We start from the raw sequence: 23,456 nt of genomic DNA on the forward strand, positions 1-23,456 counted from the left end.
TATTCATCGAGGGAAAAACTAATCCACGTTGTCCCGTCTCCTTATGATGGAAAAAAATAAAAAAAAGGAAACCCAAAGGTTTCTTTTTTAATTAAGCAAGTTTTGATGCAAGACGTGCTTTATCGCGGCTTGCTTTGTTTTTGTGAATCAAACCTTTAGTTTCTGCTTTATCGATTGCTGAGCTAGCAGCACGGAAAAGCTCTTCAGATGGGTTAGCTTCAAATGCTTTGATTGCAGTACGCATAGCTGATTTTTGTGCTGAGTTTTTCTCGTTTTGTTTAACGTTCAATTCAGCGCGTTTGATAGCTGACTTAATGTTTGCCAATGGTTTCACCTCCACCCTTTCTTGTACTAACTATACCATTATATCTGAAAAGAGTATTTTTGACAAGTGAAATTTATTTTTTTAGATAAATTTTATCAATCTCATGGTTTTCGGCCTTATGAAGAATAATATCAGCACGGTTTCTGGTTGGTTCAATGAATTTTTCTAAGTTAGCTAGATTAATGTTTTTCCAAGTATTCTGGGCAATAGATAGAATCTCAGGGTACGTCATCTGGGTAAAACGATGGTAATAGTTGTTAGGGTCATTTTTTGCCAATGTCAATAATTTTTGGAATCGCTCCAAGTACCAGGTTTCAATATGCTCCACATCAGCGTCAACGTATATAGATAGGTCAAAATAGTCACTGACATAGAGGCGTTGGTTTTGTGGATTTTGAAATACATTGATTCCTTCAACAATCAAGAAATCTGGAGACTTAATCTCCTGAGTTTTGTTGGGGACAATATCATAGATTTCATGTGAATAGACAGGAATTTGGCAGTCGTAGCCGTTTTTTATCTTATCAAGGAAATCAATCAATTTCTCCATGTCATAGGACTCAGGAAACCCCTTTTTATTTAACAGTTGCCGTTCTTCTAAAACCGCATTTGGATGGAGAAATCCATCTGTTGTTACTAATTCAACCTTGGCGTGTTTAAATGTCCGAGCGATAAGAATTTGCAGCAATCTACTAGTTGTTGATTTGCCGACAGCAACACTTCCAGAAACGCCAATGATAAACGGTTGAGGCTTGATAGTTTTCTGTAGAAATAAACTCTTCGTAAAATTTAGGTCTTTGCGTGCTTTCCGATAGATATGGATAAGATTAACCAAAGGAAGATAGATGTCAGAAACCTCATGTAATTGGATGCGGTCGTTAAAACTTTTAATAGAATTTAGTTCGCTTTGACTAAGTGGAATGGTAGTCTTACGATGTAGTTGTTGCCAAGTGGCTCGGTCAATTTGTTCAAAATTTAAAAATTCATTTTTCATACATAATTCTTCCTATAGGTAAGCGTTTCAATATCGATTTCATTTTATCATATTTTTCATGTAAGAAAAACTCTTGAAAACGTTTTTAGGAAATGTTATAATAAGTACATGTCCAATATGTATTACGAAAAAAATCCTACAGTAGCACATGATATTCATGAAATCCACGTAAACTTACTAGACACCCCAATGTCTTTCATGACAGATGCAGGTGTTTTTAGCAAGAAGATGGTTGATTATGGTAGTCAAGTGCTTTTAAAAACCCTTCATTTTGAAAAAGGGGCATCGGTGTTGGATGTTGGTTGTGGTTATGGCCCAATTGGTTTGACACTTGCTAAGGTGTTCAGCACCAAGACAACACTGATTGATATTAATAGCAGAGCTTTGGATTTAGCTACAAAAAATGCTGAGAGGAATGGTGTTACCGCTAAAATTTATCAATCCAATATCTACGAAAACGTGGACGAAACATTCAATCATATTGTTTCAAATCCACCTATTCGGGCCGGAAAATCGGTTGTACATGAAGTAATTGCTGGAGCCTTTCAACGCTTAGAGGTAAACGGAACCTTGACCATTGTCATTCAAAAGAAACAAGGTGCACCGAGTGCCAAGGCTAAGATGGAAGAGGTGTTCGGCAACTGCCAGATTATAAAGAAAGACAAGGGTTACTACATCCTTGAAAGTGTGAGAGAATGAGAGCAGTTGATTTAATTCAAAAAAAGCGTGATGGCTTAGAACTATCGTCTGAAGAAATCAAATGGTTGATTGATGGATATGTAGCCGGGACAGTACCGGATTATCAAATGTCAGCCTTGGCGATGGCGATTTATTTCAAAGGGATGTCAACACGTGAGATTTCTGATTTGACAATGTCCATGGTTGCAACAGGTGAACAGATTGATTTGTCTGCAATTCCAGGCATCAAGGTAGATAAGCATTCTACAGGTGGTGTCGGAGATAAGGTTACACTCATCTTAGCGCCATTGGTAGCAAGTTTTGATATTCCAGTTGCAAAGATGAGCGGTCGTGGACTTGGTCATACTGGCGGAACTTTGGATAAGTTAGAGTCAATCAAAGGATACCAGATTGAAGTTAGTCAAGAAGATTTCATCAAGCAAGTTCAAGATACTGGTGTTGCAGTTATTGGACAGTCAGACAATCTTGTCAAAGCTGATAAATTACTCTATGCCCTTCGAGATGTGACAGCAACCGTTGACATTATTCCACTGATTGCCAGCTCGGTAATGTCTAAGAAAATTGCCGCAGGTGCGGATGCGATTCTTCTAGATGTAACAGTGGGAGAAGGCGCCTTCATGAAGACCGTTGAAGAAGCACGGGTTCTAGCTCAAACCATGGTGGATCTTGGGAAGGCGGTTGGGCGTAAGACAGTTGCAGTTTTGACTGACATGTCTCAACCAGTTGGAACTTCGATTGGAAATCGTTTGGAAATTTTAGAGGCTATTGAAATTTTACAGGGTAAAGGTCGAGAAGATGTTACCGAATTTATCTGTGAACTAGCCCAAATTATGTTGGGGCTTGCAAATGTTGAGAAAAGCATTGAAGAAGTACGCCAACATATTGACAATGGTGCAGCTTTGAAGAAATTTGAAGAGATGGTCCTTGCCCAAGGTGGTGACTTAGAAGATTTATATCGTCCAGTTCAGGTTACACAGCAAGTTCCAGTTCTTGCGGAGGAGGATGGATACCTTGTGGGGCTTCCTGCGTTGGAATTCGGTCTCTTTGCAATGAAACTTGGTGCAGGTCGCGCAGTCAAGACAGACGATTTAGATTATGAAACAGGTATTGTTTTCCATAAGAAAGTAGGGGAAGCTGTTTCTAAGGGTGAACAAATCGCAACGATTTATGCCAATGAAAATATTTCGGAAAACATGCTTACAAATTTCCAAAAAAATGTTAAAATAGATAAAGAAAGTGTAAAAACGAAAGAAATCATAGAGATTATTTCTTAATGTACGGAGAAAACCATGAAATTGAATAAATATATTGACCATACAATCTTGAAACCTGAGACAACACAAGAGCAGGTTGAAAAGATTTTGGCAGAAGCAAAAGAATATGATTTTGCAAGTGTCTGTGTTAACCCAACTTGGGTCGCTTTAGCAGCTGAAAGCTTGAAAGATAGTGATGTAAAAGTGTGTACGGTTATTGGTTTCCCTCTCGGAGCAAACACACCTGCTGTAAAAGCATTCGAAACAAAAGATGCAATTTCAAATGGAGCAGATGAGATTGACATGGTTATCAATATCGGTGCTCTGAAGACTGGAAATTACGATTTGGTTTTGGAGGATATTAAAGCTGTTGTAGAAGCAAGTGGTGATAAACTAGTCAAAGTTATCATCGAAGCATGCCTTCTTACTGATGATGAGAAAGTGAAAGCTTGTCAATTATCTCAAGAAGCTGGTGCGGACTATGTTAAAACATCTACAGGATTTTCTACAGGCGGTGCTACAGTAGCGGATGTTGCCTTAATGAGAAAAACAGTAGGTCCTGATATGGGAGTGAAGGCTTCAGGTGGTGCACGTTCGTATGAAGATGCTATTGCTTTTATCGAAGCAGGAGCGTCTCGTATTGGTGCGTCATCAGGCGTGGCAATCATGAATGGAGCACAGGCGGATGGAGACTATTGATTTAATTGAATTAGCTGTAAAAAACAGTCAAAAAGCATACGTACCGTACTCAAAGTTTCCAGTTAGTGCAGTTCTTGTAGCTAAGACAGGGGAAATATTTACGGGTGTAAACATTGAAAATGCGAGCTTTGGTTTGACCAATTGCGCTGAAAGGACAGCTATTTTCAAGGCCATTTCTGAAGGTGTGAAAGATTTTTCTGAGATCATTATTTATGGTGAAACAGAAAAGCCAATATCTCCTTGTGGAGCTTGTCGCCAAGTTATGGCAGAATTTTTTGATAAGGATTTAAAAGTGACCTTGGTCGCTAAAGATAAATCGACAGTCGAGATGACAGTCGGGGAATTACTTCCATATTCCTTTACAGACTTAACCTAGTCTGTATGACAGTCATTTGACTGTAGCAATATTACTCTGCAACAATGTAGTTGCAAAAAGATTTTTAGGAGGGTTCAGAAATGAACAAGAAACTTGTTGGACTTGGTCTAGCAGCTGTTGCGGCTGTATCTTTGGCTGCATGTGGTAACCGTGCTTCAAAAAGCAGTAGCTCAGAAGCATCTTCATCAGCGGACACATCTGTGAAAGCTGCTATCGTTACTGACATTGGTGGTGTTGATGACCGTTCATTTAACCAATCTGCATGGGAAGGTCTTCAAGAATGGGGTAATGCAGCTGGTCTTTCTAAAGGTAATGGCTACGATTACTTCCAATCAGCTAATGAATCAGAATACATCACAAACCTTGATTCAGCTGTTGCTGGTGGTTACAACCTTGTGTTCGGTATTGGTTTTGCCTTGGAGAGTGCGATTGCTGAGGTTGCACCAAATAATCCTGACACACACTATGTAATCGTGGATAGTGTTGTTCCAGATCAAGACAACGTAGTTAGCGTAGGTTTCGCAGACCATGAAGCATCATATCTTGCTGGTGTTGCTGCAGCTAAGTCAACTAAAACAAACCACGTAGGTTTCATCGGTGGTATGGAAGGTGTTATCATCGATCGCTTTGAAGCTGGTTTCGTTGCGGGTGCTAAGTCTGTAAACAAAGATATCAAGATTACAGTTGACTATGCAGGTTCATTTGGTGATGCTGCTAAAGGTCAAACTCTTGCAGCTGCTCAATATGCTGCAGGTGCAGATGTTATCTTCCACGCTTCTGGTGGTACTGGTAACGGTGTATTTGCTGCTGCTAAAGCAGAAAATGAAACTCGTAATGAAGCAGATAAAGTTTGGGTAATCGGTGTTGACCGTGACCAATCAGCAGAAGGTGAATACACTTCTAAAGATGGTAAGTCTTCTAACTTTGTATTGGCTTCAACATTGAAACAAGTTGGTACTTCAGTTAAAGATATTGCAACTAAAGCTGTCGCAGGTGAATTCCCTGGTGGTCAAGTACTTCAATTCTCATTGAAAGATAAAGGTGTTGAATTGGCAGAAACTAACCTTTCAGAAGATGCTTCTAAAGCAGTTGCAGATGCTAAGCAAGCTATCTTGGATGGCAAAGTAGAAGTTCCTGAAAAACCTTAATGAATTTCTTTTCGACAATTCCGATTCGGCGACCCGACGGGGTCGCCGTTTTCGGGCTGAGATTTTTCTCAGTAAAGCCTATCAGCTATGGTAGGTTTTACTGACAAAAATGGTATAGTTGATGAAGAATTTTAAGTACTAAAGTGGTACTGAAGAATTTTCAGAAGGCTATAGTCAGAAAGGATAATAGATTATGACTAAGGATTATGTCATTGAAATGCGCAATATCACTAAGATATTTGGTGAATTTGTAGCAAATGACCACATCAATTTGAATGTCAGACGTGGTGAAATCCATGCCCTTCTTGGTGAGAATGGTGCGGGTAAATCTACTCTGATGAACATGCTTGCTGGCTTGTTGGAACCTACAAGCGGTGAAATTGTTATCAACGGTCAATCCGTGAAGATTGACTCTCCATCCAAAGCAGCCCAATTGGGTATTGGTATGGTGCACCAACACTTTATGTTGGTTGATGCTTTCACAGTTGCTGAGAACATCATTCTTGGTTCTGAAACCACCAAAGGTGGCGTGATTGACCTTAAAAAAGCTATCGCAGAAATAAAAGAACTTTCTGCTAAATATGGTCTTGAAGTTGATCCAACTGCAAAGGTTGCAGATATTTCTGTGGGTGCACAGCAACGTGTAGAAATCCTTAAAACACTTTACCGTGGAGCCGACCTTTTAATTTTTGATGAGCCGACAGCTGTATTGACCCCTGCGGAAATTGCAGAGCTCTTGAAAATTATGAAAGCCTTGGTTGAAGAAGGTAAATCTATTATTTTGATTACGCACAAATTGGATGAAATTCGTGCAGTTGCCGATAGTGTAACAGTTATTCGTCGAGGTAAATCAATCGAAACAGTTGCCGTTGAAGGAGCAACAAACCAAGATTTGGCTGAGTGGATGGTTGGACGTTCCGTTTCCTTTAAAACAGAGAAAGTTGAAGCGAGTCCTAAAGAAGTCATTTTGTCAATTAAGGATTTGGTTGTCAATGAAAACCGTGGTATCCCAGCAGTTAAGGGCTTATCGCTTGATGTTCGAGCAGGTGAGGTTGTTGGTATTGCCGGTATCGACGGAAACGGTCAAAGTGAGTTGATTCAGGCAATCACTGGTTTACGTAAGGTAAAATCTGGCTCAATCACTATCAAAGGTGAGGAGGTAGTTGGTAAAACTCCACGTAAAATTACAGAAATGCAAGTGAGCCACGTTCCCGAAGATCGCCATCGCGATGGACTAGTTCTTCCGATGACTGTTGCTGAGAACTTTGCGCTTCAAACTTACTATAAAGAACCGATTTCAAAAAATGGTATTTTGAACTATAATATCATTAATGAAAAAGCACGCGCATTAATGGAAGAATTTGACGTTCGTGGGGCGAGTGAACTCGTTCCAATCAAGGCTCTTTCAGGCGGTAACCAGCAAAAAGCTATCATCGCGCGTGAAATCGATCGCAACCCAGACCTTTTCATTGTTAGCCAACCAACACGCGGTTTGGACGTTGGTGCTATTGAGTATATTCGTAAGCGTCTCATTGCAGAACGTGATAAGGGTAAGGCTGTTCTTGTTGTCAGCTTCGAATTGGATGAAATTTTGGATGTATCAGATAGAATTGCTGTTATCCATGATGGTGTCATCCATGGTATTGTTGAACCTGCTAAGACCAATAAACAAGAGTTAGGCGTCTTGATGGCAGGTGGACATATTGAGAAGGGAGAAGAACATGCTTAATAAATATAAGAATTTGGCCCTTCCATTAATGGCTGTGGTCAGTGGTATCCTACTTGGAGCGATTGTCATGCTTGTTTTTGGCTACGATCCAATTTGGGGCTATGAAGAGTTATTCTATTCAGCTTTTGGTAATATCAAATCAATTGGTGAAATTTTCCGTGCAATGGCACCACTTGTTTTCACTGCTCTCGGTTTCGCAGTAGCTAGTCGTGCAGGTTTCTTCAACGTTGGTTTGTCTGGTCAGGCCTATGTTGGTTGGGTTTTTGCTGGATGGTTTGCCTTGGCGAATCCTGACTTACCACGTCCAGTTTTGATTTTGGGAACAGTCTTGATTGCTATGTTGGCAGGCGGTATTGCTGGAGCTATTCCAGGTATTCTACGTGCCTATTTGGGAACAAGTGAAGTTATCGTTACGATTATGATGAACTACATCTTACTCTATTCATGTAACTATATCATTCGTGATGTATTTGCAGATAGTTTGATGAAGAATACAGACTCGACAGTTAACGTGTCAGCAAATGCCTCTTACCAAACAGAGTGGCTCCGTGCATTGACAGATAACTCACGTATGAATATTGGTATTTTCTTTGCCATTATTGCAGTTTTTGTGATTTGGTTCCTATTGACCAAAACGACTCTTGGTTTTGAGATTCGCTCAGTGGGGCTTAACCCAACAGCATCGGATTATGCGGGTATGTCTGCGAAACGTACAATTATTCTATCTATGATTATTTCAGGTGCTCTTGCGGGTCTTGGGGGAGCTATCCAAGGTTTGGGTACTTTCCAAAACGTTTACATTCAAAGCGGTAACTTAGATATTGGTTTTAATGGTATGTCAGTAGCGCTTTTAGCTTCTAATTCACCGTTAGGTATTCCATTGGCTGCCTTTCTATTCGGTGTTCTTTCTGTCGGTGCTCCAGGTATGGTACGTGCACAGATTCCACCTGAATTGATCAACGTTGTTACGGCATCAATCATTTTCTTTATCGGTGTGAAATTTATTTTTGAACAATTATTAAAATCTAGAAATAAAGCGAAAGGAGCGAAATAAGATGAATGTTTCAATTCTTGCCTTACTCATTTCGCAAATGTTGATTTATTCAGCACCCTTAATCTTTACCAGTCTTGGAGGAGTTTTCTCTGAACGCGGTGGTATTGTAAACGTTGGTCTAGAAGGAATCATGGTTATCGGTGCCTTTGCTGGTGTTGTTTTCAATATCGAATTTGCAGGGACATTTGGTAATGCTACTCCATTATTAGCTGTTATTGTAGGAGGTCTTGCTGGTGTTATCTTTGCCGCTATTCATGCGATGGCGACGATTAATTTCCGTGCAGACCACGTTGTCTCAGGTACGGTGTTGAACCTTTTGGCTCCAGCTTTGGGAGTTTTCCTAGTCAAGGTTATCTATAATAAGGGTCAAACTGATAGTATTACTGAATCATTTGGTAAATTTTCATTCCCTATCTTGGCAGATATTCCAATCATTGGTGAAATTTTCTTCAAAAATACAAGCTTGATGGGTTATGTAGCTATTGCAACAGCATTTCTTGCTTGGTTCATCCTTTATAAAACCAAGTTTGGTTTGCGCCTTCGTTCAGTAGGTGAACATCCGCAGGCAGCGGATACTTTGGGAATCAATGTCTACGCTATGCGTTATGCAGGTGTGTTGATTGCTGGTTTCCTTGGTGGTGTTGGTGGAGCTGTAAGTGCTCAATCAGTGAATATCAACTTCTCTGCAACAACAATCGTAGGTTCAGGTTTCATCGCTCTAGCAGCTGTAATTTTCGGTAAGTGGAATCCAATTGGCGCTATGCTTGCCAGTCTATTCTTCGGTCTTTCGCAAAGTTTGGCAGTAGTGGGTGGACAATTACCAGGATTGAAAGATATTCCAACGGTTTATCTTCAAATTGCACCATATTTGATTACTGTTATTGCCCTGTCTGCTTTCTTTGGTAAAGCAGTCGCTCCTAAAGCAGACGGTATCAACTATATCAAATCTAAATAAATAAAAAGGTCCAGTGGACCTTTTTATCATGAGCTTGAAAATACGAAAGCGAATAAGGTCCAGTGACCTTTTTATCATGTTCTTTGCTGTATAGGAAATGAATAATTGTCCTATTCAAAGGAAGAGGAGTTATAGGGACTTTTGGTTGAGAATAGGAAGAATGACTGGTATAATAGTTTGTCACTAAGGTATGAAATGAGGTTAATTGTGAGACGATTGGTGTTAAATATTGCAATGAGTTTAGATGGATTTATTGCACGTAAGGATGGAAGCTACGATTGGATTGAAGGACATGGTACCGATAAATACGATACGGTCTTACAGTTTGATAATCAAAATTTCTTTAACAACTGTGATACAGTTGTGATGGGGAGAAAATCATTAGAAGATTGTCCGTTGGAAATGATTGAAGGACATCAGGAAAAGCAATTTATCGTTGCGAGTCATACTGAGCAGACGGACTATGGTAATGTGCGTTTCGTAAGGGACGTCATCGGGGAGATTATGGAACTTTGCTCTCAAGAAGGTGGAGATATTTGGTTGTTTGGTGGGGCAAGTCTGGTTCAGGACTGTTTAGAGGCGGGAGTGATTGATCACCTTATTATTGGGATTATTCCTACTATTTTGGGTGACGGTATTCCACTTTTTGCCTCACTTTTGGAAGAAAAGAAATTGCTCTTGGTAGAGTCAACTGTCACAGATGGAATTGCTATGTTACGTTATGATATTAGAAGGTAAAAAAGGCGAGCTATTGCTCACCTTTTTTACTATTTTATATAATTAGTTTTTTACACCAGCTGCAATTTCTGGGTTTGCGAAAGCATCATCGATGATGTCTTTCAATTGTTTAGCAGATGCTTGCATTTTTTGCAATTCAGCTTCGCTCAATGGGATATTGACTGGACGAACGATACCGTGGGCACCGATGATAGCAGGTTGACCGATGAAGACATCTTCAACACCTTCGTATTGACCAGCTTGGTAAACTGACAATGGAAGTACTGCATTTTCATCATCAAAGATTGCTTTAGTGATACGTGCAAGTGCAACACCGATACCGTAGTAAGTTGCGCCTTTTTTGTTGATGATTGAGTAGGCTGCATCACGAACAGATACAAACAAGTCAACAAGACCTTGCTCATCAATATCGCGGTTATCTTGCAACCAGTCGTACAATTTCACACCAGCAACGTTGGCATGTGACCAAACTGCAAATTCTGAGTCACCGTGCTCACCCATGATGTAAGCGTGAACTGAACGTGCGTCGATACCGATTTTCTCAGCCAATGCTTGACGGAAACGAGCTGAGTCAAGAGAAGTACCAGAACCGATAACGCGTTCTTTAGGGAAACCAGAGAATTTCCAAGTTGAGTAAGTCAATACGTCAACAGGGTTAGCAGCAACAAGGAAGATACCGTTGAAACCAGATTTAACGATTTCAGTAACGATTTGTTGGTTGATACGAAGGTTTTTCTCTACCAATTCAAGGCGAGTTTCACCTGGTTTTTGTGGCAAACCAGCTGTCAATACAACCAAGTCTGCGTCATGAGCATCTGAATACTCAGCAGAGTAGATTTTTTTAGGGAATGTGAAGGCCAATGCGTGGCTCAAGTCTTCTGCATCACCTTGAGTACGGTCTTTGTTGATATCGATGATACCCAATTCTTGACCAATCCCTTGGTTAACAAGAGCATAAGCATAAGCAGAACCTACGGCACCGTCACCGACAAGGATTACTTTTTTGTGTTGTTTAGTTGCAGTCATTGCTAAACATCTCCTTAGTTTTATTTGGGGATGACTTCATCCCGACCATAATACATTCTAGCATGTTTTAAGCTTTTTGTCACTTGTGAAAGCGCCTTTGAAAATGTTTACATGCTAGTTTCCAACAAAGAAATTTATTCGCCAATATGGTATAATAGAAGCACAATGACTGTTGAAAGAGGCATATAATGCAAGATAAAAATTTAGTAACGGTTAATCTGACCAATGAGATGAAATCATCCTTCATCGACTATGCGATGAGTGTTATCGTTTCACGTGCTCTGCCTGATGTACGTGATGGTCTGAAGCCGGTTCATCGCCGTATTTTGTATGGGATGAATGAATTAGGAATTACACCGGATAAACCACATAAAAAATCAGCCCGTATCACAGGGGATGTTATGGGTAAATATCACCCGCATGGAGATAGTGCGATTTACGAAGCAATGGTTCGTATGGCACAATGGTGGAGCTACCGTCACATGTTAGTTGATGGTCACGGAAACTTTGGTTCCATGGATGGCGACGGAGCAGCCGCTCAGCGTTATACAGAAGCACGCATGAGCAAGATTGCGCTTGAAATGCTTCGTGATATTAACAAGAACACGGTAAATTTTGCAGATAACTATGACGCGAGTGAACGTGAGCCTGAGGTTTTACCTGCTCGTTTCCCTAACCTTCTGGTTAACGGAACGACTGGTATCGCCGTTGGTATGGCTACCAACATTCCTCCACACAACTTGGGTGAGACTATCGAGGCAGTTAAGCTGGTTATGGACAATCCCGAGGTAACAACACGTGAGATTATGGAAGTCTTGCCTGGACCAGATTTTCCGACAGGTGCCTTGGTTATGGGGAAATCAGGAATTCACCGTGCTTATGAAACTGGTAAAGGTTCAATAGTTCTTCGTTCCCGCACAGAGATTGAAGAATATGGAAATGGTCGTGAGCGCATTGTTGTTACAGAGTTTCCATACATGGTCAATAAGTCCAAGGTTCAAGAACATATTGTTAAATTAGTCCAAGAAAAACGTATTGAAGGAATCACTGCTGTTCGAGACGAATCCAACCGTGAGGGTGTACGATTTGTTATCGAAGTTCGTCGTGATGCTTCTGCTAACGTTATTTTGAATAACCTATTCAAGCAAACACAGCTTCAAACCAACTTTAGTTTCAACATGTTGGCCATCCAAAATGGTGTACCGAAAATCCTTTCTGTACGTCAGATTCTAGAGTCTTATATTGAACACCAAAAAGAAGTAGTCACTCGTCGTACACGATTTGATAAAGAAAAGGCTGAGGCGCGTGCTCATATCTTAGAAGGCTTGCTGATTGCTCTTGACCATATTGATGAAGTCATTCGTATTATCCGTAATTCAGAAACTGATGCCATTGCTCAAGCTGAATTGATGGAGAAATTTGACCTTTCTGAACGTCAGAGTCAGGCTATTCTTGATATGCGTCTTCGTCGTTTGACAGGTTTGGAACGCGACAAGATTCAATCAGAATATGATGAGTTAGTGGCCTTGATTGCGGATTTGGCTGACATTCTAGCTAAGCCTGAGCGTGTTGTTCAGATTATTAAAGACGAATTAGAAGAAGTCAAACGTAAATATGCTGACCCACGCCGTACAGAATTGATGGTTGGTGAAGTTCTTTCCCTTGAAGATGAGGACTTGATTGAAGAAACGGATGTTTTAATCACCTTGTCAAACCAAGGCTACATCAAGCGTTTGGCACAGGATGAGTTTCAAGCTCAGAAGCGTGGAGGACGTGGGGTTCAAGGAACTGGCGTCAAGGATGATGATTTTGTACGAGAATTAGTCTCTACAAGCACTCATGATCGCTTGCTCTTCTTCACTAATAAGGGACGTGTTTACCGTCTCAAAGGCTATGAAATCCCAGAATATGGTCGTACTGCAAAGGGACTTCCAGTGGTCAATTTGCTTAAATTGGAAGAAAACGAGGCAATTCAAACCATTATCAATGTAACTAAGGACCAGGAGGCAGATAGCTATCTCTTCTTTGCAACCCGCCAAGGTGTTGTAAAACGGACTAGTGTGTCAGAATTTGCCAATATTCGCCAGAGCGGTCTGAAAGCTTTGAATTTGAAAGAAGACGATGAACTCATCAATGTTTTCTTAACAAATGGCCAAGCAGACATTATTATGGGGACTAGGTTCGGTTATTCTGTACGTTTCACTGAAACAGATGTTCGTAATATGGGCCGTACAGCAACAGGTGTTCGTGGTATCAATTTACGCGAGGGAGACCAGTTAGTTGGCGCTACTATGATTTCTGATGACCAAGAAGTACTCGTATTGACGGAAAAAGGTTTTGGTAAACGTACACCAGCTAGTGAGTATCCAACCAAAGGTCGTGGTGGTAAGGGTATCAAGACTCTTAAAGTTGCTGATAAGAATGGTTCTCTAGCAGGTTTGACAACGGTATCTGGTGATGAAGATATTATGGTTATTACCGATACTGGTGTGATTATTCGTACAAGTGTTGCCAATATCTCTCAAACTGGTCGTTCAACCATGGGTGTAAAAGTGATGCGCTTGAATGATGAAGCGAAAATCATGACCTTTGCCTTGGTAGATGCTGCCGAAATTAAAGAAGAAAAGGAATAAATAGTCATGTCAAAACGTGAAAACAAGAAGAAGCGTAAAGGTTCTTTTTGGCGCAATCTTTTAACAGTTGTATTGATACTGATTTCCCTAGCGTTGATATTCAACACCTCTATCCGTAATTTTATTATCGGCTGGAATACGAATAAATACCAGATTAGCAATGTTACGACAGAGGATATCGAAAAGAATAAACAGGCTGAAACAACATTTGATTTCGATCAGGTTCAGTCTATTTCTACAGAGGCTATTTTAGCAGCTCAGTGGGATGCCCAACGCTTACCTGTAATTGGTGGAATTGCGGTTCCCGAGCTTGGTATCAACCTTCCTATTTTTAAAGGGGTCTTCAATACTTCGCTCATGTATGGAGCTGGTACTATGAAGGAAAACCAAGAGATGGGGAAAGGAAATTATGCGTTGGCCAGCCACCATATTTTTGGTGTAACTGGTGCGGCAGATGTTCTCTTTTCACCGCTTGATCGTGCTAAAAACGGCATGAAAATCTATATTACTGACAAGACCAATGTTTACACCTACGTTATTGATAGTGTGGAAATTGTTTCGCCTGAAAGTGTCTATGTCATTGATGATGTAGAAGGACGTACAGAAGTTACGTTGGTAACATGTACGGACTATAATGCAACGCAACGTATCATTGTAAAAGGAGTTCTTGAATCAACAACTCCATATAATGAAACTGCAAAAGACATCTTAGATTCCTTCAATAAGAGTTATAATCAGTATGATTATGGACAATAAAACATCTATATATTAAGGATAAAGAAGTGGTATAAGACTGAGGAGGTAATCTTTGGTTTTATATGGCTTCTTTTTTTGCAAGAATTTACGAATAGATAGGTGAGGAGGAAATGATGTATCAAATTGAATTTAAAGAAGAGGCCATTCTACCTAGAGAACGTTTAGTAGAAGTTGGAGCTGAGCGTCTCAGTAATCAGGAACTACTAGCAATTTTTATTAGAACTGGGACAAAAAAAGAACCTGTTTCTATTCTCTCCAATAAATTATTGAATCGTTTGGAGAGTTTAGCGGCTCTAAGAGAACTATCAATTGAAGAATTGCAAAGTTTAACTGGAATTGGGCGCGTCAAGGCGATTGAAATTAAGGCTATGATTGAACTTGGAAAACGTATCAATCAATCAGAGTTGCTCTTAAATGAGAGAATTTTGGGAAGTGAGAAGTTGGGACGTAAGATGATTCATGAAATCGGGCATAAGAAGCAGGAGCATCTAGTTGCACTTTATCTCAATACCCAGAACCAGATTATCAGTCAAAAAACGATTTTTATTGGGAGTGTTAATCGTAGCATTGCAGAACCACGTGAAATTTTGCATTACGCAGTAAAATGTATGGCAACATCGATTATCATCGTTCACAACCACCCGTCGGGTTCAGTACAACCTAGTAAGAATGATTTGCTATTTACGGAGAATTTAAAAGAGTCCTGCGAAAAGCTAGGACTGGTATTATTAGATCATTTAATTGTTGGAAATAAGGATTACTATTCTTTTAGAGAAGAAAGTGAGTTATTTTAAAGTTTATTGACAATATAGTGGAAGAGTTCTTTTTCAATCTTACGTTTACCGTAGAGTAGTTCAGGATGCCATTGAACCCCTAAAAATTTAGTTGGGTAGGCTGAATGAACTGCTTCAATAATCTGTTGATTATCTGATAGTGCAATGATTTCTAAATCAGGGGCTAAGTCTTTGATAGCCTGACGTTGAAATGAGTTCACACTCGGATCGGACTTATATATGTCGTAAAGTGGACTATTTTGAGTCAGTTGAATCGTTTGACTAACTTCTTGTCCGTCTATGTCTTGCCAATGTTCAGAAATTGATTGATGAAGGCTACCACCTTGAGCTACATTGTAGAGCTGTAGACCTCGGCAGATACCGAAGATAGGTTTCTGATTTTCTTGGGCAGCCCTTATGAGGGCCAATTCAAACTCGTCACGCTTTGGTAGATAATTATCGCTGTCAATAGTCCTTTCTTCATGATAGTAACTTGGCTGGACATTTTGTCCTCCTGTTAGGATGAGTTTGTCAATAAGATGGATATAATATTTTGCCAAATCTGGCTCTGTAGCTGGAAGGATGAGTGGGAGCCCACCAGCATCTTCAATAGCTTGTACGAGGCAAGTCTGGGTATAAGAAAGCAGGGGTTCTGTATGATCCCCTGTTTTATATTCATTTCCAGAAATACCAATAACTGGTTTTTTCATTGCTTATCCTTTTCGCATAAAGTAGAGTAGTGTCTGTAATTCACTAGTCAAATCAACATACTGGACAACGACATCTTTTGGGACAGACAAGTTCACTGGTGAAAAGCTCAGAATTCCCTTGACACCAGCTTCAACAAGAATATCGGTCACTTCTTGTGCCTTGACGCTGGGTACCGTTAGAATGGCTGTTTGAGAGTTTGCTTCGCTGATACGTTTCTTGATTTCTGAGATTGCATGGATTGGGATATTTTCATCTGTCGTTCCAACAGCTGGATTATCATCTGCTTCAAAAGCCATGACTATTTTCATTTTATTTCGTTCGTGGAAGCGATAGTGTAGTAAGGCCCGCCCCATATTCCCAACACCAACAAGCATAACATTGGTGATGGAGGTATCATTTAGAATATCCGCAAAGAAATCCATCAACTCTTTGACGTTGTAGCCAAAGCCACGACGACCAAGCTCTCCAAAATAGGAAAAATCTCGGCGGACGGTAGCCGAATCGATTCCGATAGCTTCGGCAATTTCTTTTGAACTAGCTTTTTCAATATTTCCTGCATAGAAACGTTTAAAAATACGATAGTAGAGGGATAGACGTTTGGCAGTAGCGCGTGGAATATCAGATTTTTTATCGTTTTTCACTTTAGACTCCTTTATTTCGATAGAATACGCTTTATCGATGATTTATATATTAAACAATTCTTTATTCTATTCTAGTCCAAGTTTGTGAAAAAATCAACAGATTGATTTTAAAAAAAGATTAAACAGGAAACTGTCTAATCTAGTGTTTGTAAATAGCGATAGAGATCCCCGATTGTCCCTTTGTAATCCAGAGCTTGTCCGTCTTGTGTAATGCTGGTAACTGGATAATAGTCTGGGAGGGTTAAGCAACCGGAAAAAGCCAGAATGGCTGCATCTTTATTCTCAAATGTTTGGATACGTTCTTGCTTGTAAGCGTCAAGATAGTGAATTTCAATCATACTAACCCTCTTTTGTAAAGATGTCACGGTCAATCAAGCTATCCATGAGGAAATAGAATTTTTCTTGAATAACCTTGTTACTTTCTGGCTTAAAGATGTTTACCAGATGAAGACCAGACTTGTCGGTAATGTTAATTTTAAAACCAGTTAGGTCTTGATTGATAATAATTTTCAAGAGGAATCCTTGGTTTGAATTTGGAATTTCTTCCAGAAGACGTGTAAGCTGATAGTGACCTGCTTTGCTTTGTTCAAAGGTGTTATCACGGAGTGTATATTTTTTGATAGCAGGGCTAATGTGATAAGTAAAATTACAATCTTTTAAGGTAACTGATTGTTGGAATGCCATTTTAACCTCCAAGTATTTTCTTTAGTTCGATGATAAGAGTATCTATCTCTTCTTTTGTATTGATTTCAGATAGGCTGATACGAATGGATTCTTTCAGACGATGGGAGTCTTTTCCATACATAGCTTCTAAAACATGGCTATTTTGGACAACACCTGCCGTACATGCGGAACCGCTAGAAACAGCGATACCTGCCAAATCTAGTTGCATGAGTAGTTGTTCATTAAGTTTACCAGGAAAACCGATATTAAGGACATGAGGGAGATGAGGTCCAGCCTGATTGAGATAATAGTCTAAGCCAGACAATCCCTTGATAATATGTTGTCGCAGTTCACTGACATGCTTATGATGCGTATCTAAGGACTCATATTGTTCTGTTAGGGCAGTAGCCATAGCAGCAATAGCAGGGAGATTCTCAGTACCTGCTCGATGTTGCTGTTCCTGCTTTCCGCCGTGGATCAAGGAATCAAATTTATGAACTTTACTATACAGGAATCCCATTCCCTTTGGACCATGGAATTTATGGGCAGAGGCCGCGAGGAAGTCAATTCCGTAGTCAGAGGGAGAAATTGCAATTTTTCCAATTGCTTGGACAGCATCTACATGAAAGACGGCCTGATGATCGGCTAGGAGCTTTCCAATTTCCTTGATGGGAAGTAGCTGACCGGTCTCATTGTTAGCAAACATGACGCTGACTAAAATAGTATCTGGTCGAAGGGCATCCTGAATTTGTTGAGCGGTGATTACTTGATCGACTGGTTGGATATAGGTTACCTCGAACCCAAACCGCTCCTCTAGATATTGCATGGTATGGAGGACAGCATGGTGTTCGATAGCCGTAGTAATCAGGTGTTTTCCTTTGGATTGATGTGCAAGTGCATAGCCTTGAATAGCTAAAGTATCAGCTTCGGAGCCTCCAGATGTGAAAATAATTTGTTCAGGAGAGGCGGAGAGAATCTGAGCAATCTCTTGACGACTTTGTCTAAGAGATTGATTGGCTTTTCGACCGCTTTGATGGATACTGGAGGGGTTTCCATAATTTTCTTGAGCCACTTCGATCATCCGTTGGAGTGCAGCAGGAGATAGAGCAGTGGTTGCTGCATTATCTAAATAAATCAAAGAGTTTACTCCTAGTTTTCTTTTTCAGGACTAGTAAATTTGAAAAGTGGGCTGAGTGGCTGATGTTCTTGGATGCGGTGGATGGCATCTGCAATCAAGTCACTAGCTGTTAGGAAGGCGATATTTTTAGGATGCTGTTCTTTGCTTGCAACAGAATCGGTAACTAATATTTCTTTGATTGGTGCTTCATCTAAGAGTTGGGCTGCAGTTCCCGCAAAGAGGCCATGGCTGGCAACTGCATAAATTTCAGTAGCACCACCTTCTTGGACAATTTTTGAAGCTTGTGAGAAAGTGCGACCAGTATTGAGAATATCGTCCACCAAAATAGCTTTTTTACCAGCAACATCACCAATAATATAGCCTTCAGAACGTTCAGAATCATCTTGAGCGTAGTCGATAATCGCAATCGGTGCATTTAGAAATTCAGCGATATTACGAGCTCGTTTGATACCAGAATTTTTAGGACTCACAATGACGACATCTTCTCCGCAGAGTCCTTTTTCCATGTAGTAGGCTGCAAAAAGTGGTTCTGTAAGGAGATTGTCCACTGGAATGTCAAAGAAACCTTGAATTTGTGAAGCGTGCAAATCAAGAGTCAATACACGGTCGACACCAGCTTTAACCAGCATATTTGCAACTAATTTAGCTGTAATTGGTTCGCGTGGAGAAGCGGTACGGTCTTGACGAGCATAGCCGAAATAAGGGATGACCGCTGTAATGGTGTTGGCACTAGCACGTTTACAAGCATCGATCATAATCAATAATTCCCACAAGTGATTATTGACCGGATAGCTTGTTGATTGGATAATGTAGACGTCTACACCACGTACAGATTCTTCAATGTTAATTTGAATCTCACCATCAGAAAACTGACGAGAAGACAGCTTTCCAAGAGGAATTCCAGCAGAATCAGCAATTTTTTCAGCAATATCACGGTTGCTATTGAGTGAGAATAATTTAATGTTATGTTCACCGAGTGGTTGTACCATTTTAAAGTAACTCCTTTTACACACTGAGCTTTTATGATGACATAAAAGTATTTTTTACAATAGATAGTTCTATTCTATCAAAAAAATGAAAAATTTTCAGTAGTGAAACTAAAAAATCAACCTTATTTGGCTGATTTTTTATAGTTATTTCATGTGGGCAGCTGTTCGTGCAACCTTACTACTAGCATATTTGAATTGAATTGATTTCTTCTTAAGGAATTCATCAAAAAGAATTTTCCCTGCATCTGCATCGGTCACTTCGACTTCTAATTCGTAATCTTTTTGTCCCACATAATCATTTTCATCGAGGGCCATAAGACCTATAGATGTCTGTTTCTCATAGCGTTTTGTCGTGAGGCTACCCCAGACAGCAAGTTTATCAAGTGGAATTTCGGTTGCAGAAATAATATCAGAAATTTGTCCTGCAGGTAGTTGAAAATTTTCCAATAAATCATGAGCAGTTTGGATGTCTAGAACTTGGTTATATTCTTGATTTCCGACTTCTTGTGGAATTTTTAAGGTTAGTTCTGCTGAGTCCTCAAATGTACGAATACGGAGTGAAAAGCGGTGATTCTTCATATCTAGGTCTGGGGTATCAATGTAGTGGTTTGTTTGAAGAATTGGGCTCACATCTGAAAAGTCAGTAAGCAGGCGTTTATATTCGGATTTGGTCAGTAAGGTTTTATACTCAATTTCAAGGTGGTTTTTCATGCAGTAAACCCTTTCAATGTGTTATAATAGATTAGTCTTTGTGTTATTCTAATACAATTTAAAAGTTTTGACAAGAAAGGGGCCGTATGGACTTTAACTGGGAAGAATTTTTAGACCCCTATATTCAGACAGTTGGTGAATTAAAAATCAAACTGCGGGGGATTCGCAAGCAGTATCGCAAGGCTAACCGGCATTCTCCAATTGAGTTTGTCACAGGACGGGTAAAACCGATTGAATCCATTAAAGAAAAGATGGCCCTGCGACATATCAAATTGGAAAATCTTGCTCAAGATATGCAAGATATTGCCGGTCTTCGGATTATGGTTCAATTTGTGGACGACATTGAAGAAGTATTAGCTATTTTGCGGAAACGCAAGGATATGCAAATTGTCCATGAACGCGATTATATCAATCATATGAAAGCTTCGGGTTATCGTTCATATCATGTGGTGATTGAGTATCCGGTGGACACAATTAATGGCAATGTAACGGTTTTAGCAGAAATTCAAATCCGTACCCTTTCCATGAATTTTTGGGCGACGATTGAACATTCGCTGAATTATAAGTATAAGGGGAATTTTCCAGAAGAAATCAAGAAACGCTTGGAAGTTACAGCAAAAATTGCCTATGAATTAGATGAGGAGATGCGAAAAATCCGCAACGACATTCAAGAAGCGCAGGCCTTATTTGATCCTGCCTATCGCAAACTGAATGACGGTGTGGGCAACAGTGATGATACAGATGAAGAATACAGGTAGAAAAAAAATCGCTCTGCTCGCTAGTCGAAATCCTAAGAGCGAAGCGGTGTCCAAAGAATTATGGACAAAGTTAAAAGAAGCAAATTTTATTTTGACTCCTAAAAATCCAGATATTGTCATTTCTATCGGTGGAGATGGGATGCTTTTATCTGCTTTTCACAAATATGAAAAGTTGATTGATCGTGTACGTTTTGTAGGAATTCACACGGGTCATTTGGGGTTTTATACAGATTATCGCGATTTTGAAGTGGACAAGCTGATTGAAAATCTTAAGCTTGATACAGGTGCTAGAGTATCGTATCCGATTTTAAATGTTAAGGTCAAGATGACAGATGGTCGCATTGTCGAGGCGCGTGCCTTAAATGAGGCGACAGTAAAACGTCTTTCTAAGACCATGGTCGCAGATATTATTATTAACAATGTGCCCTTCGAACGCTTTAGAGGGGATGGAATTTCGGTTTCAACGCCGACAGGCTCAACAGCCTATAACAAGTCATTAGGTGGTGCTGTCTTACATCCAACAATCGAGGCATTGCAGATTGCAGAAGTGGCAAGTTTGAACAATCGTGTTTACCGCACCTTGGGTTCATCCGTTGTTGTCCCTAAAAAAGACAAGATTGTGATTGAACCAAAGCATAGTGACCGTTACTCGATTGCGGTAGACAATAAGACTTTTGTCTATGATAGTATTGAAAGTATAGAGTATCAGATAGACAATAGTAAGATTCATTTTGTTGCAACACCGAGTCATACTAGTTTTTGGAATCGGGTTAAGGATGCCTTTATTGGAGAGGTGGAGTAATGCGGTTTGAATTCATTGCTGACCAGCATACGAAAATAAAGACTTTCCTTAAAAAACACGGTGTCTCTAAAGGCCTATTAGCGAAGATTAAGTATACCGGCGGCAATATCTGGGTCAACGATATTGAGCAAAATGCAACTTACTTGCTTGATATTGGAGATAGGGTTACAATTGACATACCTGCTGAAGAGGATTTGACTGGTAGTTTGAAGCCGATTTTCTTTCCGTTGGATATTGTCTATGAAGATGATCATTTTCTGGCGATAAATAAGCCGGTTGGCTACGCCTCCATTCCTTCTGCCTTGCATTCATCCACAATCGCAAATTTTGTAAAAGGTTATCTTATTGAGCAGAATTATGAGAATAAGCAGGTTCATATTGTGACTCGTCTGGATAGGGATACATCAGGCGTCATGCTGTTTGCCAAGCACGGCTATGCCCATGCACGACTCGATAAGCAGTTACAGGCCAAGCTTATTCATAAACGTTATTATGCTTTGGTGAAGGGGAATGGGCAGCTAGAAGAGACAGGGGATATTATTGCCCCTATCGGTCGTCCAGCAGATAGCATCATTACCCGTTGTGTGACAAAGAATGGAAAATATGCTCATACTTCCTATCGTGTTGTACAATCGTGGGGAGATATTCATTTAGTAGATATTCAACTACATACTGGGCGGACTCATCAGATTCGTGTTCATTTTTCTCACATTGGATTTCCGTTGTTAGGAGATGATATGTATGGTGGAAGTTTGGAATGTGGGATAGAACGTCAAGCCCTACATTGTCATAATTTAGCCTTCGACAATCCTTTTTCAGCCGAAAGGATTGATTTGGAAGCACCGCTTCCTGAGGATTTTCAGGCTGTTATCAATCAGTTAATAAGTAAATAAATTTAAGGAGTTTGTTCATGAAAATTTTTGAGCAATTAGCTACAAAGCTAGAGGGTAAAAAAGTACGTATCGTATTGCCAGAAGGTGAAGAACCACGTATCTTGCAGGCGACAAAACGTTTGGTAAATGAGTCGGATGTAGTACCCGTCTTGCTTGGAAACCCGGATCGTATTAAGATTTACCTTGACATTGAAGGGATTACAGAAGGTTTTGAAATTATTGACCCAGCTCATTATGATAGATATGATGAGATGGTAGCTGCTTTGGTAGAGCGCCGTAAAGGTAAGGTATCAGAAGAGCAGGCACATGAGTTGTTGAAAGATGTTAACTACTTTGGTGTTATGTTGGTATATATGGGCGTAGTAGAAGGTATGGTATCTGGTGCGATTCATTCAACCGCTTCAACAGTTCGTCCAGCTCTTCAAATCATTAAAACAGAGCCAGGTGTATCGAAAACATCAGGTGCCTTCTTGATGGTAAAAGGTGAAGAGCGTTATATTTTTGGTGACTGTGCTATCAACATTGATCCAGATGCTCAAACCTTGGCAGAAATCGCTATCAACTCAGCACGTACTGCTAAAATGTTTGGTATTGATCCAAAAGTTGCAATGCTCAGCTATTCAACAAAAGGATCTGGCTCAGGTCCTAAAGTTGATAAGGTGGTTGAAGCAACTAAAATTGCTCAAAAATTGCGTCCGGAGTTGGATTTGGACGGTGAATTGCAATTTGATGCTGCCTTTGTCCCTGCTACAGGTAAATTAAAAGCGCCAGGTTCGAGTGTTGCTGGTCAGGCGACTGTATTTATCTTCCCAGGTATCTCAGCTGGTAATATTGGTTATAAAATTGCCGAACGTATGGGTGGATTTGCAGCGGTAGGTCCTGTTTTACAAGGTTTGAATCAGCCTGTAAACGACTTGTCTCGTGGTTGTAACCCTGATGATGTTTACAACTTGACCTTGATTACTGCGGTTCAGGCTTTGGAGCACCGTTAA

At 40.1% G+C, this 23,456-nt stretch carries 26 protein-coding genes; 16 read left to right on the plus strand and 10 right to left on the minus strand.

The genetic code is table 11. From position 1 onward, the window contains the following. Positions 1-91: 91 nt before the first annotated feature. Together rpsT and coaA are read right to left on the minus strand one after the other, a co-directional pair. On the minus strand, positions 92-340 hold the full coding sequence (gene rpsT / locus ODU41_RS04255; RefSeq protein ID WP_012027069.1) for a 30S ribosomal protein S20: 249 nt from the start codon (positions 338-340) through the stop codon (positions 92-94). A 58-nt stretch (positions 341-398) separates the two neighbouring features. Next, positions 399-1,319, minus strand: coding sequence for a type I pantothenate kinase (gene coaA, locus ODU41_RS04260; RefSeq protein ID WP_002935283.1), 921 nt, complete (start codon positions 1,317-1,319; stop codon positions 399-401). Between the two features lie 108 nt (positions 1,320-1,427). Between coaA and ODU41_RS04265 the strand changes: the two genes are divergently transcribed. The 9 genes from ODU41_RS04265 (at position 1,428) to ODU41_RS04305 (ending at position 9,970) form a co-directional block, all read left to right on the plus strand. Then, positions 1,428-2,018: a class I SAM-dependent methyltransferase gene (locus ODU41_RS04265; protein ID WP_029188321.1), complete on the plus strand. Its 591-nt coding sequence runs from the start codon at positions 1,428-1,430 to the stop codon at positions 2,016-2,018. Beyond that, positions 2,015-3,292, plus strand: a complete 1,278-nt coding sequence (locus ODU41_RS04270; protein WP_002940851.1) for a pyrimidine-nucleoside phosphorylase — start codon at positions 2,015-2,017, stop codon at positions 3,290-3,292. Before ODU41_RS04265 ends, ODU41_RS04270 begins: the two co-directional genes overlap by 4 nt. A 15-nt stretch (positions 3,293-3,307) precedes the next feature. Then, positions 3,308-3,970, plus strand: coding sequence for a deoxyribose-phosphate aldolase (gene deoC / locus ODU41_RS04275; RefSeq protein ID WP_024418109.1), 663 nt, complete (start codon positions 3,308-3,310; stop codon positions 3,968-3,970). Beyond that, complete coding sequence (locus ODU41_RS04280; protein WP_002940839.1) at positions 3,957-4,346, plus strand: cytidine deaminase; 390 nt, start codon at positions 3,957-3,959, stop codon at positions 4,344-4,346. The genes deoC and ODU41_RS04280 overlap by 14 nt, the downstream gene beginning before the upstream one ends. An 80-nt stretch (positions 4,347-4,426) precedes the next feature. After that, positions 4,427-5,494 (plus strand): BMP family protein, encoded by a 1,068-nt coding sequence (locus tag ODU41_RS04285; protein ID WP_002940836.1) that lies wholly within the window; start codon positions 4,427-4,429, stop codon positions 5,492-5,494. A 193-nt stretch (positions 5,495-5,687) separates the two neighbouring features. Next, entirely contained in the window at positions 5,688-7,223 is a 1,536-nt protein-coding gene (locus ODU41_RS04290; protein ID WP_002935272.1) for an ABC transporter ATP-binding protein, read from the plus strand. Further along, positions 7,216-8,277 (plus strand): ABC transporter permease, encoded by a 1,062-nt coding sequence (locus tag ODU41_RS04295; RefSeq protein ID WP_002935270.1) that lies wholly within the window; start codon positions 7,216-7,218, stop codon positions 8,275-8,277. Before ODU41_RS04290 ends, ODU41_RS04295 begins: the two co-directional genes overlap by 8 nt. A 1-nt stretch (position 8,278) precedes the next feature. Then, positions 8,279-9,232 (plus strand): ABC transporter permease, encoded by a 954-nt coding sequence (locus tag ODU41_RS04300; RefSeq protein WP_002940834.1) that lies wholly within the window; start codon positions 8,279-8,281, stop codon positions 9,230-9,232. 207 nt (positions 9,233-9,439) lie between these two features. Further along, the gene (locus ODU41_RS04305) at positions 9,440-9,970 is read left to right on the plus strand and encodes a dihydrofolate reductase family protein (protein WP_024402194.1); all 531 of its coding nucleotides are present in this window, start codon (positions 9,440-9,442) and stop codon (positions 9,968-9,970) included. Between the two features lie 42 nt (positions 9,971-10,012). Here ODU41_RS04305 and ODU41_RS04310 read toward each other — a convergent pair whose 3' ends face one another. Further along, entirely contained in the window at positions 10,013-10,996 is a 984-nt protein-coding gene (locus ODU41_RS04310) for an L-lactate dehydrogenase (RefSeq protein ID WP_014637860.1), read from the minus strand. Positions 10,997-11,184: 188 nt separating this feature from the next. Here ODU41_RS04310 and gyrA point away from each other — a divergent pair, with 188 nt between their 5' ends. The 3 genes from gyrA (at position 11,185) to radC (ending at position 15,179) form a co-directional block, all read left to right on the plus strand. Continuing rightward, entirely contained in the window at positions 11,185-13,629 is a 2,445-nt protein-coding gene (gyrA, locus tag ODU41_RS04315; protein ID WP_253220642.1) for a DNA gyrase subunit A, read from the plus strand. Positions 13,630-13,635: 6 nt separating this feature from the next. Beyond that, positions 13,636-14,385: a class A sortase gene (locus ODU41_RS04320; RefSeq protein WP_002940809.1), complete on the plus strand. Its 750-nt coding sequence runs from the start codon at positions 13,636-13,638 to the stop codon at positions 14,383-14,385. Between the two features lie 113 nt (positions 14,386-14,498). After that, the gene (gene radC, locus ODU41_RS04325; protein ID WP_024390087.1) at positions 14,499-15,179 is read left to right on the plus strand and encodes a DNA repair protein RadC; all 681 of its coding nucleotides are present in this window, start codon (positions 14,499-14,501) and stop codon (positions 15,177-15,179) included. On the opposite strand, the gene ODU41_RS04330 is transcribed toward radC, so the two are convergent. The 7 genes from ODU41_RS04330 to ODU41_RS04360 form a co-directional block, all read right to left on the minus strand. Further along, positions 15,176-15,868 carry a gamma-glutamyl-gamma-aminobutyrate hydrolase family protein gene (locus ODU41_RS04330; protein ID WP_253220641.1) on the minus strand — a complete coding sequence of 231 codons (693 nt, stop codon included), beginning with the start codon at positions 15,866-15,868 and terminating at the stop codon, positions 15,176-15,178. The genes radC and ODU41_RS04330 overlap by 4 nt on opposite strands. A 3-nt stretch (positions 15,869-15,871) precedes the next feature. After that, positions 15,872-16,510 (minus strand): redox-sensing transcriptional repressor Rex, encoded by a 639-nt coding sequence (locus ODU41_RS04335; protein ID WP_014637863.1) that lies wholly within the window; start codon positions 16,508-16,510, stop codon positions 15,872-15,874. A gap of 134 nt (positions 16,511-16,644) precedes the next feature. After that, complete coding sequence (locus tag ODU41_RS04340; protein WP_024378702.1) at positions 16,645-16,848, minus strand: DUF4649 family protein; 204 nt, start codon at positions 16,846-16,848, stop codon at positions 16,645-16,647. Between the two features lies 1 nt (position 16,849). After that, complete coding sequence (locus ODU41_RS04345) at positions 16,850-17,194, minus strand: DUF1831 domain-containing protein (protein ID WP_024402190.1); 345 nt, start codon at positions 17,192-17,194, stop codon at positions 16,850-16,852. 1 nt (position 17,195) lies between these two features. Continuing rightward, positions 17,196-18,311 (minus strand): cysteine desulfurase family protein, encoded by a 1,116-nt coding sequence (locus ODU41_RS04350; protein WP_024402189.1) that lies wholly within the window; start codon positions 18,309-18,311, stop codon positions 17,196-17,198. Positions 18,312-18,322: 11 nt separating this feature from the next. Continuing rightward, positions 18,323-19,300 (minus strand): ribose-phosphate diphosphokinase, encoded by a 978-nt coding sequence (locus ODU41_RS04355; protein WP_012775438.1) that lies wholly within the window; start codon positions 19,298-19,300, stop codon positions 18,323-18,325. Positions 19,301-19,444: 144 nt separating this feature from the next. Beyond that, positions 19,445-20,011 carry a CYTH domain-containing protein gene (locus ODU41_RS04360; protein WP_015646779.1) on the minus strand — a complete coding sequence of 189 codons (567 nt, stop codon included), beginning with the start codon at positions 20,009-20,011 and terminating at the stop codon, positions 19,445-19,447. A gap of 86 nt (positions 20,012-20,097) precedes the next feature. On the opposite strand from ODU41_RS04360, the gene ODU41_RS04365 reads away from it, so the two are divergent. From ODU41_RS04365 to pta, 4 genes are read left to right on the plus strand one after another with little or no spacing between them, the layout of a single operon-like run. Then, positions 20,098-20,769: a GTP pyrophosphokinase family protein gene (locus tag ODU41_RS04365; protein ID WP_044751932.1), complete on the plus strand. Its 672-nt coding sequence runs from the start codon at positions 20,098-20,100 to the stop codon at positions 20,767-20,769. Further along, complete coding sequence (locus tag ODU41_RS04370) at positions 20,753-21,571, plus strand: NAD kinase (protein WP_002935241.1); 819 nt, start codon at positions 20,753-20,755, stop codon at positions 21,569-21,571. Before ODU41_RS04365 ends, ODU41_RS04370 begins: the two co-directional genes overlap by 17 nt. Further along, positions 21,571-22,464: an RluA family pseudouridine synthase gene (locus ODU41_RS04375; RefSeq protein WP_024402187.1), complete on the plus strand. Its 894-nt coding sequence runs from the start codon at positions 21,571-21,573 to the stop codon at positions 22,462-22,464. The genes ODU41_RS04370 and ODU41_RS04375 overlap by 1 nt, the downstream gene beginning before the upstream one ends. A 17-nt stretch (positions 22,465-22,481) precedes the next feature. Next, positions 22,482-23,456 (plus strand): phosphate acetyltransferase, encoded by a 975-nt coding sequence (gene pta / locus ODU41_RS04380; protein ID WP_012775151.1) that lies wholly within the window; start codon positions 22,482-22,484, stop codon positions 23,454-23,456.

This window comes from Streptococcus sp. 2022WUSS083 (assembly GCF_044427155.1).
Taxonomy (GTDB): Bacteria; Bacillota; Bacilli; order Lactobacillales; family Streptococcaceae; genus Streptococcus; species Streptococcus hashimotonensis.

Excerpts from the sequence above, each read along its gene's own strand:
- coaA (WP_002935283.1), bottom strand. The coding sequence starts at position 1,319 with ATGAAAAATGAATTTTTAAATTTTGAACAAATTGACCGAGCCACTTGG.
- ODU41_RS04265 (WP_029188321.1), top strand. The coding sequence starts at position 1,428 with ATGTCCAATATGTATTACGAAAAAAATCCTACAGTAGCACATGATATT.
- ODU41_RS04270 (WP_002940851.1), top strand. The coding sequence starts at position 2,015 with ATGAGAGCAGTTGATTTAATTCAAAAAAAGCGTGATGGCTTAGAACTA.
- deoC (WP_024418109.1), top strand. The coding sequence starts at position 3,308 with ATGAAATTGAATAAATATATTGACCATACAATCTTGAAACCTGAGACA.
- ODU41_RS04280 (WP_002940839.1), top strand. The coding sequence starts at position 3,957 with ATGGAGACTATTGATTTAATTGAATTAGCTGTAAAAAACAGTCAAAAA.
- ODU41_RS04285 (WP_002940836.1), top strand. The coding sequence starts at position 4,427 with ATGAACAAGAAACTTGTTGGACTTGGTCTAGCAGCTGTTGCGGCTGTA.
- ODU41_RS04290 (WP_002935272.1), top strand. The coding sequence starts at position 5,688 with ATGACTAAGGATTATGTCATTGAAATGCGCAATATCACTAAGATATTT.
- ODU41_RS04295 (WP_002935270.1), top strand. The coding sequence starts at position 7,216 with ATGCTTAATAAATATAAGAATTTGGCCCTTCCATTAATGGCTGTGGTC.
- ODU41_RS04300 (WP_002940834.1), top strand. The coding sequence starts at position 8,279 with ATGAATGTTTCAATTCTTGCCTTACTCATTTCGCAAATGTTGATTTAT.
- ODU41_RS04310 (WP_014637860.1), bottom strand. The coding sequence starts at position 10,996 with ATGACTGCAACTAAACAACACAAAAAAGTAATCCTTGTCGGTGACGGT.
- gyrA (WP_253220642.1), top strand. The coding sequence starts at position 11,185 with ATGCAAGATAAAAATTTAGTAACGGTTAATCTGACCAATGAGATGAAA.
- ODU41_RS04320 (WP_002940809.1), top strand. The coding sequence starts at position 13,636 with ATGTCAAAACGTGAAAACAAGAAGAAGCGTAAAGGTTCTTTTTGGCGC.
- radC (WP_024390087.1), top strand. The coding sequence starts at position 14,499 with ATGTATCAAATTGAATTTAAAGAAGAGGCCATTCTACCTAGAGAACGT.
- ODU41_RS04330 (WP_253220641.1), bottom strand. The coding sequence starts at position 15,868 with ATGAAAAAACCAGTTATTGGTATTTCTGGAAATGAATATAAAACAGGG.
- ODU41_RS04340 (WP_024378702.1), bottom strand. The coding sequence starts at position 16,848 with ATGATTGAAATTCACTATCTTGACGCTTACAAGCAAGAACGTATCCAA.
- ODU41_RS04345 (WP_024402190.1), bottom strand. The coding sequence starts at position 17,194 with ATGGCATTCCAACAATCAGTTACCTTAAAAGATTGTAATTTTACTTAT.
- ODU41_RS04355 (WP_012775438.1), bottom strand. The coding sequence starts at position 19,300 with ATGGTACAACCACTCGGTGAACATAACATTAAATTATTCTCACTCAAT.
- ODU41_RS04360 (WP_015646779.1), bottom strand. The coding sequence starts at position 20,011 with ATGAAAAACCACCTTGAAATTGAGTATAAAACCTTACTGACCAAATCC.
- ODU41_RS04365 (WP_044751932.1), top strand. The coding sequence starts at position 20,098 with ATGGACTTTAACTGGGAAGAATTTTTAGACCCCTATATTCAGACAGTT.
- ODU41_RS04370 (WP_002935241.1), top strand. The coding sequence starts at position 20,753 with ATGAAGAATACAGGTAGAAAAAAAATCGCTCTGCTCGCTAGTCGAAAT.
- ODU41_RS04375 (WP_024402187.1), top strand. The coding sequence starts at position 21,571 with ATGCGGTTTGAATTCATTGCTGACCAGCATACGAAAATAAAGACTTTC.
- pta (WP_012775151.1), top strand. The coding sequence starts at position 22,482 with ATGAAAATTTTTGAGCAATTAGCTACAAAGCTAGAGGGTAAAAAAGTA.